The organism is Sphingopyxis sp. BE235, assembly GCF_031457175.1.
Classification (GTDB): Bacteria; Pseudomonadota; Alphaproteobacteria; order Sphingomonadales; family Sphingomonadaceae; genus Sphingopyxis.
Map to the genome: position 1 here is coordinate 1,104,007 of NZ_JAVDWC010000002.1, position 12,805 is coordinate 1,116,811.

11 protein-coding genes are annotated in these 12,805 nt (G+C 64.6%); 4 read left to right on the forward strand and 7 right to left on the reverse strand.

Features of this window, described 5'->3' with window-relative positions; genetic code table 11:
• Positions 1 to 5 precede the first annotated feature (5 nt).
• The 7 genes from J2X38_RS12455 to cyoA are packed head-to-tail and all read right to left on the reverse strand — an operon-like array spanning position 6 to position 6,776.
• Positions 6 to 539: a response regulator transcription factor gene (locus J2X38_RS12455; RefSeq protein WP_058536257.1), complete on the reverse strand. Its 534-nt coding sequence runs from the start codon at positions 537 to 539 to the stop codon at positions 6 to 8.
• A complete protein-coding gene (locus J2X38_RS12460) occupies positions 536 to 1,843 on the reverse strand; it encodes an ATP-binding protein (RefSeq protein WP_058536256.1) in 1,308 nt (435 codons plus the stop codon). Before J2X38_RS12460 ends, J2X38_RS12455 begins: the two co-directional genes overlap by 4 nt.
• Positions 1,843 to 2,544 carry an SURF1 family protein gene (locus J2X38_RS12465; RefSeq protein WP_310254480.1) on the reverse strand — a complete coding sequence of 234 codons (702 nt, stop codon included), beginning with the start codon at positions 2,542 to 2,544 and terminating at the stop codon, positions 1,843 to 1,845. Before J2X38_RS12465 ends, J2X38_RS12460 begins: the two co-directional genes overlap by 1 nt.
• Positions 2,541 to 2,939, reverse strand: coding sequence for a cytochrome o ubiquinol oxidase subunit IV (gene cyoD, locus J2X38_RS12470; protein WP_058536254.1), 399 nt, complete (start codon positions 2,937 to 2,939; stop codon positions 2,541 to 2,543). Before cyoD ends, J2X38_RS12465 begins: the two co-directional genes overlap by 4 nt.
• Complete coding sequence (gene cyoC, locus J2X38_RS12475; RefSeq protein WP_310254483.1) at positions 2,936 to 3,562, reverse strand: cytochrome o ubiquinol oxidase subunit III; 627 nt, start codon at positions 3,560 to 3,562, stop codon at positions 2,936 to 2,938. The genes cyoD and cyoC overlap by 4 nt, the downstream gene beginning before the upstream one ends.
• A 4-nt stretch (positions 3,563 to 3,566) precedes the next feature.
• Positions 3,567 to 5,579, reverse strand: coding sequence for a cytochrome o ubiquinol oxidase subunit I (gene cyoB / locus J2X38_RS12480; protein ID WP_310254486.1), 2,013 nt, complete (start codon positions 5,577 to 5,579; stop codon positions 3,567 to 3,569).
• A gap of 15 nt (positions 5,580 to 5,594) precedes the next feature.
• Positions 5,595 to 6,776 carry a ubiquinol oxidase subunit II gene (gene cyoA / locus J2X38_RS12485; protein WP_058536251.1) on the reverse strand — a complete coding sequence of 394 codons (1,182 nt, stop codon included), beginning with the start codon at positions 6,774 to 6,776 and terminating at the stop codon, positions 5,595 to 5,597.
• Positions 6,777 to 6,945: 169 nt separating this feature from the next.
• On the opposite strand from cyoA, the gene J2X38_RS12490 reads away from it, so the two are divergent.
• The 4 genes from J2X38_RS12490 (at position 6,946) to J2X38_RS12505 (ending at position 12,790) form a co-directional block, all read left to right on the forward strand.
• Entirely contained in the window at positions 6,946 to 8,274 is a 1,329-nt protein-coding gene (locus tag J2X38_RS12490; protein WP_156419582.1) for an MFS transporter, read from the forward strand.
• Positions 8,275 to 8,286: 12 nt separating this feature from the next.
• Entirely contained in the window at positions 8,287 to 8,781 is a 495-nt protein-coding gene (locus J2X38_RS12495; RefSeq protein WP_310254488.1) for a YdeI/OmpD-associated family protein, read from the forward strand.
• Between the two features lie 338 nt (positions 8,782 to 9,119).
• Positions 9,120 to 9,893, forward strand: coding sequence for a FadR/GntR family transcriptional regulator (locus J2X38_RS12500; protein WP_310254490.1), 774 nt, complete (start codon positions 9,120 to 9,122; stop codon positions 9,891 to 9,893).
• Between the two features lie 110 nt (positions 9,894 to 10,003).
• On the forward strand, positions 10,004 to 12,790 hold the full coding sequence (locus J2X38_RS12505; RefSeq protein ID WP_310254491.1) for a TonB-dependent receptor: 2,787 nt from the start codon (positions 10,004 to 10,006) through the stop codon (positions 12,788 to 12,790).
• Positions 12,791 to 12,805 lie beyond the last annotated feature (15 nt).

The window sequence follows — 12,805 nt, forward strand, 5'->3', positions numbered from 1 at the left end:
GCAGCCTAACGGATCTGCCTTTTCTCCAGCTTCCGTGCCAGCGTGCGCCGGTGCATCCCGAGCCGGCGCGCGGTTTCCGAAATGTTGAAATCGGTCTCGACCAAAACCTGGTGGATATGCTCCCACTCGACGGTCTTGATCGACGACTGGCGGTCGCCCACCGGCGTTTCGGCATTACCTTCGCTGCGGTCGAACGCCGCCTCGATATCGTCCGTATTCGACGGCTTGGCGAGATAATAGGAAGCGCCGAGCTTGATCGCCTCGACCGCGGTCGCGATGCTCGCAAAGCCCGTGAGCACGACGATCCGCATCTCCGGGTCGAGCGCGCGCAGCGTCTGCACGCACGCGAGTCCCGATGCGCCGCCGAGCTTGAGGTCGACGACCGCATAGCCCGGCCGGAACGTCGTGAGCAGCGTGTCCATCTCCTCGGGGCTGTGCGCGGCCTCTACCGCATAGCCGCGCCGCTCGAACGAGCGTTTCAGCGTGCGGGCGAAGGCGTCGTCGTCCTCGACGATCAGCAATTGGCGCGTCTCGGTCATGCCTTGTCTCCACCGGGCGGGGCGAGCGCCGAAATCGGCAGGAACATCCGCACCAGCGCGCCGCCCGCATCGCGATTGGCGACGCTGGCGCCGCCGCCGAGCTTGCGCAGCACATTAACGAGCAGGAACAGGCCAAGCCCGCCACCGGGCCGTCCCTTGGTCGAACGATAGGGCTGGCCGAAATTCTCCAACATCTCCGGACTGAAGCCCGGGCCGCGGTCGGCGATCTCGATCACCAGCATGTCGCCGTCACGCGACGTCGTGAAGCTTGTCCAGTCGGGCGACACCTCGGCCGCATTGTCGAGCACGTTGCCGATCACCTGTCGCAGCGCGGGGTCCGACACGATCGCGACATCGGCGCCGAAGCGGTCGTTGAATTCGACCGTGCCGGGGCGGCGCACCGCACGCGTGTGCGCGACGATCTCGTTGAACGACGCACGCATCGTCGTCAGTTGCGGCGCCTCGCCGCGCGCCTCGCCCGCCGACATCAGGATGCCGCTGACGATCGCCTTGCAGCGCTGCACCGCGGCGTCCATGTCGGCGAGATCCTCCTGCATCTCGCGATCCTTTGCGAGCCGCGGCGCCGCCTTCCAGTCGCCGATCAGCACCGACAGTGTCGACAGCGGCGTCCCGAGCTCATGCGCCGCGCCCGACGCGAGCAGCCCCATGCGCACAATATGGTCCTCCTCCGCCGCGCGCTGGCGGCTCGTCGCGAGCGCCGCATCGCTGTCGCGCAAATTGCGGTTGATCCGCGTGACGAAGGCGACGAACAGCACCGCGATGAGCAGGAAGCAGACGAAGCTGCCTTTCAGATACAGCCCCATCGGATCGGCCGCATAGGCGGGCGGCAGCACGAGCGGCGTCGGATCGACCCGCAGCGCCGCGAGCGCGGCAAGCGCCGCGACGACGATCGCCCACGACGAGCGCGGGGTGAGCAGGATCGCGCCGATCACGACCTGCAGCAGGAACAGCGAGGCGAAGGGGTTGGCGAGCCCGCCGCTGTGGTGGAGCTGCCACCCGAGCGCCGCGACGTCGAACAGCAGCACCGCGGTCAGCTCGGCATTGGTCACCGCGCGGCCGCGGCGGAGCAACGCGATGCTCGCGAAGTTGATCGCGATCAGCACCATGATCGCGGCGAGCAGCGGCGCGTGCGGCAGCGCGATCCCCATCGGCCCGCTGACGATGCCGATCGTCGCAAGCTGCCCCCCGACCGCAATCCAGCGCAGCTGGATCAGCAGCGTCATGTTGCGGCGACCGGCGGGCGCTCTCGAAGGCGTGGTCGGCGGGATGGTCGGGCGGGTCATCAATCGCGAATACGCCACAGCCGCCACGCAAAAAAGAGGCTGAGCGCACAAAGCGCAAACCAGGTCAGCGCATAGACCAGATGATTGTCGGGAAACCGCACCACGGTCAGCCCACCCACGGGATAACCGCCGGGGTTCGGCCTGGCATCGGCGTCGACGAAATAGGGCGCGGCGTCCTGCAATCCCCTCGCCTTCGCGATCGCCGCGACATCGCGCGAAAACCAGCGGTCGGCGGCCGCGTCGTTCGAGCGAAGGAAGGCGCCCTCGGGCTCGGTGACGCGCAGCAGCCCGGTGACCGTCACCGACCCCGCGACATTGCCCGCCGCGCGCGCCGCCGCATCGCGCCGATCCTTCGGCACGAAGCCGCGATTGACGAGCAACGTGAACCCCGGCGTTTCAAGCGGGGTTAGCACCCAGAAGCCGGGACCACGATCGGTCACCGCCTGCACCAGCGTCTCGCGATCATGGCGGAACTGCCCGGTCGCGGTCACGCGACGATAAGCGTCATTCTTCGCATCGACGGCATCCCACGCACCCGGTCCCGGCGCAGCGACCGGCGCCGCATGAATGCGCGCCTCGACCGCCGCGACCAGCTCATGCTTCCACACGCGCCGTTCGAGCTGCCAGACGCCGAGCGCCGCGAGACCGATAGCTGCGACCAGCGCCGCCGCGGCAAAGGCCGCGCGGCGGGTGCGTGTCACGGCACCTGACCCGTCGTCGTACCTACCGTCTGACTCGTCGGCTCGTGCGGCATCGGCATCATGTTGGTGTTGAGGTGATGCATCACCCACAGCGAGCCCGCGAGCATGATCACGACGACGATCACGGTGAAGATCAGCGAGGTCAGCGACCAGCCACCCTCGGCCTTTGGCGTCATGTGGAGGAAAAAGACCATGTGGACGACGATCTGGACCACGGCGAAACCCATGATAATCGCGCCCGTCGCGCCCGCGCTCAATGGCATCGTCATCACCAGCCAGAAGGGGATCGCGGTCAGGATCACCGACAGGACAAAGCCGATGACATAATCGCGCATCGACGCGTGCGGCATCTCGATCTCGTGATGGCCGTGAGCAGCGTGAGGATCGTGGCTCATCGCAGCACTCCCATCAGATAGACAAAGGTGAAGACGCCGATCCACACGACATCGAGGAAATGCCAGAACATCGACAGGCACATCACGCGGCGCTTGTTCGCGGCGATCAGGCCGTGCTTCGACAGCTGGAACATCAGCGTCACCAGCCAGATGATACCGAAGGTGACGTGCAGCCCGTGCGTGCCGACAAGCGTGAAGAAGCTCGACAGGAAGGCGCTGCGCTGCGGCGTCGCGCCGATCTCGATCAGATGGTGGAACTCGTAAAGTTCGATCCCGAGGAAGGCGAGCCCGAACAGCGCGGTGACCGCGAGCCAGATCTGCACGCCCCGCACCTTGCCCTGCTGCATCTGCAGCACAGCAAAGCCGTAAGTGATCGACGAGAAGAGCAGCATCGCGGTGTTGAGCGCGATGAGCTTCAGGTCGAACAGATCCTTCGGCGCCGGCCCCGCGGCATAGCTGCCGCCGAGGACCGCATAGCAGGCGAAGAGGATCGCGAAGATGAGGCAGTCGCTCATCAGATAGATCCAGAAGCCCAGCATCGTGCTGTGCCCCTCGGGATGCGCATGCTCGTCGAGGTCGTAGAACTGGACGGGCGCGTCGGCGGTTATCGTCTTGGCACTCATCGCATCAGGCTCCGGCCGCCAGCTGGCGGGTGCGCGCTTCCTCGACCGCGGTGACCGTCGCCGCCGGGATGTCGAAATCGCGCTTGTAGTTGAAGGTGTGATAGATCGCGCCGACGATCGTCGCGGCAAAGCTCAGCGCGACGAGCCACCAGATGTGCCAGACCAGCGCAAAGCCCATGACGAGGCAGAAGCCCGACAGGATCATCCCCGTGCCGGTATTGCTCGGCATATGGATGTCGCGATAGCCATCGACCGGCCGCTGGTGCCCGCGCGTCTTCATGTCGTACCACGCGTCGAGGTCATGGATGACGGGCGTGAAGGCGAAATTATAGTCGGGCGGCGGCGAGCTGGTCGCCCATTCGAGCGTGCGGCCGTCCCACGGATCGCCGCCGGTTTCATCGCGCAGCTCCTTGCGGCGCCAGATGCTCACCGCGAACTGGACCAGCATCGCGCCGATACCCGCGGCGACGATCAGCGCGCCGATCCCTGCGATCACGAACCATATCTGCAGGCTCGGGTCGTCGAACACGCGCATGCGCCGCGTCACGCCCATCAGGCCGAGGATATAGAGCGGCGTGAAGGCGACCCAGAAACCGACGACCCAGCACCAGAAGCTGATCTTGCCCCAGAACACGTCGAGCTTGTAGCCGAACGCCTTGGGCCACCAGTAGTTGATCGCCGCGAACAGGCCGAACAAGACGCCGCCGATGATCACATTGTGGAAATGCGCGATCAGGAACAGCGAGTTGTGGAGCACGAAGTCAGCGGGCGGCACCGCGAGCAGCACCCCGGTCATGCCGCCGATGACGAAGGTCAGCATGAAGGCGACCGTCCACATCATCGGCAGTTCGAAGCGGATGCGGCCGCGGTACATGGTGAACAGCCAGTTGAACAGCTTGGCCCCCGTCGGGATCGAAATCACCATCGTCGTGATGCCGAAGAAGCTGTTGACGCTCGCCCCCGATCCCATGGTGAAGAAATGGTGCAGCCACACGAGATACGACAGGATCGTGATACAGATCGTCGCATAGACCATCGAGGTGTAACCGAAGAGCCGCTTGCCCGAGAAGGTCGAGGTGACTTCGGAGAAGACGCCGAACAGCGGCAGCACGAGGATATAGACCTCGGGGTGCCCCCAGATCCAGATCAGGTTCACATACATCATCGGCGATCCGCCGAGGTCGTTGGTGAAGAAATTGGTGCCGACATAACGGTCGAGCGTGAGCAGCACGAGCGTCGCGGTCAGGATCGGGAAGGAGGCGACGATCAGGATGTTCGCGCAGAGCGACGTCCAGGTGAAGACGGGCATCTTCATCAGCCCCATGCCCGGCGCGCGCAGCTTGAGGATCGTGACGATCAGGTTGATGCCCGACAGGGTGGTGCCGACGCCGGCTATCTGTAAGCCCCAGATATAATAGTCGACGCCGACATTGGGGCTGTAAGCGATCCCCGACAAGGGCGGATAGGCGAGCCAGCCCGTCTGTGCATATTCGCCGACGAAGAGCGAAATCATCGTCAGCACCGCGCCCGCGGTCGTCATCCAGAAACTGAAATTGTTGAGGAAGGGGAAGCTGACGTCGCGCGCGCCGATCTGCAGCGGCACGACATAGTTCATCAGCCCGGTGATGAACGGCATCGCGACGAAGAAGATCATGATCACGCCATGCGCGGTGAACACCTGGTCATAATGATGCGGGGTGAGGTATCCCTCCGACCCGCCGAACGCCATCGCCTGCTGCAGCCGCATCATGATCGCATCGGCAAAGCCGCGCAGGAACATGATAAGCCCCAGGATCATATACATGATCCCGATGCGCTTGTGATCGACGGTGGTGAACCACTCGGTCCACAAATAGCCCCAGAGGCGGAACTTGGTGATCAGGCCGAGCACGGCGATGCCGCCAAGGACGACGCCGATGAAGGTGATGACAAGGATCGGCTCGTGCAGCGGCAGCGCCTCGAGCGACAGCTTGCCAAGGATCGGACCGGTTTCGGGTGCGGGATGCGGGATGGTCATGGGATCTCGGCTCGTTCAGGACAGCGGGCGGTCGGCGGCGGGCGCGCGCAGCGCGGTGCGTTCGGGCTTGGAAGGATGGGGAAGCCCCTCGCCTTTCAGCATCGCCGGTGCGACCGGCTTCGCGTCGGGGCGGTCGTTCGACATCACCGGCGAGCTGCAAGCGGCCGCGACATAACGCATGCTCCAGCGTGCGGCGTCGACCGTACCGCGCGCGGCGAACTTGTCATAAGTCACCTGCCGGACATTGCCGATACCCGCGATGCCCGCGCCGCCCGCGGCGTCGAGCGACATCATGTCGTGCATGCACATCTTGCCGGGCTCGACGCACATGTTGACGACCGCGTCGAACAATTGCGGATCGCTCGCGGCGAAACGGCGGACCGGCTCCTTGTGCGTCGGCTTTTCGAGCTTCAAATAGGTATCGCGGCTGAGATCGCCTTCGGCCGAAGCCTTGGCGGTCGCGACCCATTTGTCGAACTCGCCCGCGGGCAGGCTCTTCACCGCGAAGCGCATGTTCGAAAAGCCCCAGCCCGAATAATTGGCCGAAAAGCCCTCAAACTCGCCGGTCTTGTCGAAAACGCCGTGCAGCTTGGTTTCCATGCCCGGCATCGCGTAAATCTGCCCCGCGAGCGCGGGCACGTAAAAGCTGTTCATCACCGACGAGGAGGAGATGCGGAACCGGATCGGCCGGTCGACCGGCAGTGCCAGCTCGTTCACCGTCGCGACGCCCTGTTCGGGGTAGATGAACAGCCATTTCCAGTCGAGCGCGACGACCTGGACGTCAAGCGGCTTCACCTCCGCCGCGACGGGCTTGCCCGGCGCCGTCCGCGCGAGCGGGCGGTACGGATCGAGCAGGTGCGTCGCGACCCACGTCACCGCGCCGAGGCAGATGATGATCAGGAGCGGCGCCGACCAGATGACCAGCTCGAGCTGCGTCGAATGGTCCCAGTCGGGCTTGTACGTCGCCTCCTTGTTCGACGCGCGATACTTCCACGCGAAGAAAATCGTCAGCGCCATCACCGGCACGATGATCAGCAGCATCAGCACGGTCGACAGGACGATCAGGTCGCCCTGCTGGCGCGCGACGTCGCCGGCGGGATCGAGCACGACCAGCCCGCAGCCCGACAACAAAGGCAGCGCGGCGAGCAGCGGCAAGAGCCGCAATCGGGCGGGAAAACGGGGGAGATTGCTTGGCATGATGCGCGCCTAGGCCTCCTTTGTTGCACTGCACATAGGACATTTTGTCCAATCCCGCGACCGTTCCTGATCGCGCAGGGGCATTTTCATTCGGGGTAATTTTGCCCTATGACCGACTCGTGCCGCCGCATCCTGTCCTGCGGAGGGCGCCAGCTCAAGGATTGTTACCATGGCTGCCGATACCGTGCCCACCACCGAGGTCGAACGCGACGCCCGCGCCCTCCACGAAGACGGCGGCCACCGCATCGACCCCGCCGAGATCGCGATCGGCGTCATCATCGGCCGCACCTCCGAATTCTTCGACTTCTTCGTTTATGCGATCGCGTCGGTGCTGGTGTTTCCGAAGCTCGTCTTCCCGCACCTCGATCCGCTGACGGGCACGCTCTGGTCGTTCGCGATCTTCGCGCTCGCCTTCGTCGCGCGCCCGGTCGGCACGATCATCTTCACCGCGATCGACCGCGCCTATGGCCGCGGCGCCAAGCTCACCATCGCGCTGTTCCTGCTCGGCGGCTCGACCGCGGCGATCGCCTTCGTCCCCAGCTATGAATCGGTCGGCATCGGCGCCGCGCTGTTGCTCGCGCTGTTCCGCATGGGTCAGGGCGTCGCGCTCGGCGGTTCGTGGGACGGCCTCGCCTCGCTGCTCGCGCTCAACGCGCCCGAGAACAAGCGCGGCTGGTACGCGATGATCCCGCAGCTCGGCGCGCCGCTCGGCCTGATCGTCGCCAGCCTGCTCTTCATGTTCCTGATCGCGGCGCTGCCCGCCGAGGATTTCCTGGCGTGGGGCTGGCGCTATCCCTTCTTCGTCGCCTTCGCGATCAACGTCGTCGCGCTCTTCGCGCGGCTGCGCATCGTCGTGACCCCCGAATATGCCGAATTGTTCGAGAACCGCGCACTCCAGCCCGCGCCGCTTCTCGAAACGGTGCGGTCGGAATGGAAGACGATCGTCATCGGCACCTTCGCGCCGCTCGCCAGCTTCGCGATGTTCCACATGGTCACCGTCTATCCGCTGTCTTGGGTGTTCCTGTTCACCGACGAAAGCCCGGTCCGCTTCCTGATGATCGAGGCGATCGCCGCGGTCGTCGGCATCGGGACGATCATCGCCTCGGGCGCGCTCGCCGACCGCTTCGGCCGCCGCACGCTGCTCGCGGCCACCGCCGCCGCCATCGCGGCGTTCAGCGGCTTCGCGCCGCAGCTGCTCGACGCCGGCGAAATCGGCGAAGCGACCTTCATGATCCTTGGCTTCGCGCTGCTCGGCCTCTCCTTTGGCCAGTCGTCGGGCGCGCTCTCGTCGAACTTCCAGCCGCGCCACCGCTACACCGGCTCGGCCTTCACCTCCGACCTCGCCTGGCTGTTCGGCGCCGGCTTCGCTCCGATGGTCGCGCTCTGGCTCTCCAGCCAGTTCGGGTTGATCGCCGCGGGCGCCTATCTGCTCTCGGGCGCGATCGGCACGCTCGTCGCACTCTGGCTCAACCGCGAACTCGCCAGCACGATCGGCTAACCCGCGCACCGCATGGAATTCAGGGCGAAGATCGAACGCAAAGGGATCAATCCCTATGTGCTCGTCAGCGCCGCGCGGGCGCGGCGGATCAAGGCCGGCTGGAAAAAGCCCCTGCCCGTCCTCGTCCAGGTGAACGGCCAGCCCGACCCGGCATGGCGGGTTAACATGATGCCGGCGGGCGACGGGAGCTTTTACCTCTATCTCGACGGCATCGTCCGCAAGGCGTCGGGCACCGATGTCGGCGACACGGTCGACGTGTCGGTCGCCTTCGACCCCGCCTACCGCAGCGGCCCGCAAGACGAGATGCTGCCCGAATTTGCGGCTCGCCTCGATGAAGACCCCGGGGTCAGGGCCCGATGGGACGGCCTCACGCCCAGTCTCCAGAAGGAAATCCTGCGTTACCTCGCCAATCTGAAATCGGACGCGGCAAGGCGGCGCAACATCGATCGCGCGATCGGCGTCCTCGGCGGTGCGAAGGCGCGTTTTCTGGCGCGCGACTGGAACTGAGCGACGCGTCCCACACGGCGACATCGCCGATGATATAATGCCCGGTCTATCGAGGATCGACCGATCCGATGTCCACTGGGAGGTGCTTGCCCTCTACAAAAAATATGCGGGTGACCTCCCCGCCTCAGTCGCATGATACGGACAATCCCGCGAGAAGCGGAGCGTAGGCAGCGAGCCTTCGGGATGTGAACTCGGTGAAAAGCCGCACGCGCTTGACCTTGCGCGTCTCGAACATATTTCTAAAATGAAATGAAATTATTTAAGTTGTCATATAACTTATAACTGGTAATGTGAGTCGCGTATGGCGCATCAAGCGCTGGCGGCGGGAGAATGGGCGCGTGAGGCAGGGCGGAACCGACGCTGTGCACGACGAGCGGTTGGCGCTTCGCAAGCGGCGGCCGTCGCTGGTCGACGCCGCGTGCGAACATATCCGCGCAAGCATCCTGTCCGGCGCGCACTGGCCCGGCTCGCAGCTTCCGACCGAGGCGGAATTCGTCGATGTGCTGGGCGTGAGCCGCACGGTGGTCCGCGAAGCGGTCGCCCGCCTCGCCGCCGCCGGATTGGTCGAGGCCCGCCAGGGCAAAGGGCTCTTCGTCAGCGAGACCGCACATTATCAGGCATTCCAGATCACGCGCGAAGAGGTCGAAAATCTCAGCGACGTGATCCAGTTGCTCGAGCTGCGGCTCAGCGTCGAAACCGAGATGGCCGCGCTGGCCGCCGAACGGCGCAGCGAGGTCGATGTGATGAGCATGCGCCAGCAGCTCAAGATCCTTGGCGAGGCGGCGATCGGCCTCGACGATTCGGTCAAGGCCGATGTCGAGTTCCACAATGTCATCGCGCGGGCCAGCAAGAACACCTATTACGCCAAGCTGATCGATTTTCTCGGCGTCCGCCTCGTCCCGCCGCGTTCGCTCTATCTGCGCCAGGGGCAAAGCTATGTCGGCGCGCGTTACAAGGCGGTGATCAGCGAAGAGCATGAGGCGATACTCGACGCCATCATCCGCCGCGATCCCGACGCCGCACGGGTGGCGGCGCGGAGCCACATGAGCAGCAGCCTCAAACGGCACCGCGATCTGCAAGACTTTATGTCCTCCCACAGCCCGACGGGCTGAACCACACCAACAGCAATGACCTGAAGGCCAACTCAGGCACCGTATTACGTCCGACAGAATTATATGATCAATCCGCTTAACTTATATGATGTCTTACAGGGAGAGTTCCATTGAAGATCAGTCTTCGCGCTTCCGTGGCGTTGATCGCGCTCGCCAGCGGCGCTCATATGGCAAAGGCGCAGACCGCGCCGGCCGCCGAACCATCCGCAAATCAGGCGGCCGTGGATCCGGCGGCAAGTGATGTTCAGGACGGGGACGCCATCGTCGTCACCGGCATCCGCCAGAGCCTTGCTCGCGCCGCCGAAATCAAGCGCGAGTCGACCGCGGTGGTCGACTCGATCGTCGCCGAGGATATCGGCAAGCTTCCCGACATGACCACGGCGTCGGCGCTCCAGCGCGTGCCCGGCGTGCAGGTCGTCGTCGGCGGCAACAACGAGATCGTCGGCGCGCGCATCCGCGGCCTCGACGACATCATCACCACGCTCAACGGACGCGAGATTTTCACCGGGGTCGGCCGCGGCTTCTCGTTTCAGGATCTGCCGGCCGAAGCGCTTGCGGGCGTCGATGTCTACAAGTCCAACTCAGCCGAGCGGCTCGAAGGCGGCGTCGCGGGCGGCGTCAATATGCGCCTGCGCCGCGCGCTCGACTTCAAGGAACTGACGATCGCCGGCAGCGCACGCGCGACCTATCTGCAGGAAGCCGGTTCGAAGAATACGCTCAATCCGGCGCTGAGCCTGCTCGTCGCCAACCGCTGGGACGCGGGGGAAGGCGAGATCGCGGCGATGGCCAGCGTCTCCTATCAGCGCAACAAATATGCCCGGCCGGTCGCGTGGAACGACTGGACGCGCGCCACCAGCGCCGGCCCCGCGGGCTCGCCGCAGAACCTGCACGCGCCGACCGGCTTCGCCGCCGCGATCGAATTCGGCAAATATGAGCGCCCGCAGGGCAATTTCTCGCTCGAATGGGCGCCCGATACCGATACCAAAATCTATGTCGAGGGCCTGTTCGCGGGCTTTCGCGGCAACGTCTATCAGGCGCGCCCGACCTTCCGTGCCTTCACCGGAACGTCGTTCGAGGCGACCGCGGGCGACACCTGCGAGGATTTCGCAGTCGGTCCCGACGGCTATTATTCGGGCAACGTGCGGAGCCCGACCAATCCGACGGGCACCGGCACGATCCGCGAGCTGTGCAACGCCACCGGCTATACCGCACGCAACCTCGAATATTACACCGCGACCGTCGCCAACAAGGCGCGCACCGACATCTATGTGATCGCCACCGGCTTCAACAAGGAAATCGGCGCGCTCAGCTGGAATACCGACATCTCCTATGAATCCTCGACCAACCGAAACAACAGCTTTCGCGTCGATATCGGCAAGCGCATCGCCGAGCTGGTTCAGGTCCGCGATAACAATCACGAGGTGCAGGCAACGATGCCGGGCAACCCGATGAACGACCCCGCCGGCCTCGCGTTCGCCAACGGCATGACCGAAGACATCAACCGCAGCCGCGGCACGTTATGGTCGGTGATGAGCGACGCCAAATACGACTTTGACGCCGGGTTGCTCGACTATGTCCAGGCTGGCGTTCGCGTCGCGCGGCGCAAGGCCGGGTTCGAGCAATATCTCGGCGGCCCACCCGCACCCGGCGGTTCGTTCGTGACGCCGCTCACCGACGCCGGCCTCCCCTCCGACATATTGTCGCAGGCCCCCGGGGTGCCGCAGATGAACGACGGCGCATCCTTCCTGCAGATCGACCCTAGATATCTGACGCAGGAATCGATCAAGCGGCAGCTCAGGACGCTGTACCGCATCTCGCCCGACACCCCGGCTTTCGATCCGACGCGCGACTATGATGCGCAGGAGAAAAGCTATGCCGGGTTCCTGCAGGCGGGGTATGAATTCTCGCTGACCGATGCGATCTCGGTCGACGGCATGGTGGGTGCCCGCCTCACCCGCACCGATCGCGATATTGCGGGCTCGGGGCGCGTGACCGATCCGGCAACGAGCACCTCGCGCGTCGTGCTGGTTCAGCGCTCGACCAGCGACACCGATCTCTTGCCCAACGCCAGCGCGCGCGTCCAGTTCGGCGATGGCCTTCAGGCACGCTTCAACTATTCGAAGACGCTTTCGCGGCCCAGCTTCGGCCAGCTCAACCCCGGGCTCAGCTATGTCGTGTCCTACGTCAGCACGATCCAGAACTCCGGATCGGGCGGCAATCCCGACCTCCGGCCGCAAAAGGCCGACAGCTTCGATGCGTCGCTCGAATATTATTTCGGCCGCAGCAATTATGTTTCGGTGGTCGGCTTCTATCGCGACATCACCGACCGCATCATCAACGGGACCGAAGTGCGGACGATCGACGGCCTGCAATATGTGATCTCGACCCCCCGCAACCTGGGGTCCGCCAAGATCAAGGGCGTCGAAGTCGGCGGCCAGCTGTTCCTCGACTTCCTTCCCGAAGGTCTCGACGGCGCGGGCGTGATCGGGAACTTCACGATCATCGACAGCGAGGTGACGACCCCCGGCGACCGGCTTCAGGGTCTGCCGCTGCTCGGCGTCTCCAAATATAATTACAACATCGGCCTGATTTACGAGAAATACGGCATCTCGGCGCGGATGATCTACACCTATCGCTCCAGATATTTCGATGGCGACATCACCAATGGCCTATCGCTCCGCCCGGTTTCGATCCCCGTCGGGCTCAATGGCATTCGCGCCGCGGGGCGGCTCGACTTCGGCCTCAATTACGATGTGACGCCGAATATCACGGTCAGCCTCGCCGGTACGAACATCACCGGCCAGAAAACGCGCAACTTCGAATCGCGCCAGGATTTCGTCCGCGAAGTGCGGAACGACGACACGACATATTCGCTCGGCGTCCGCTTCAACTTCTGACCCGATGACGGCCCC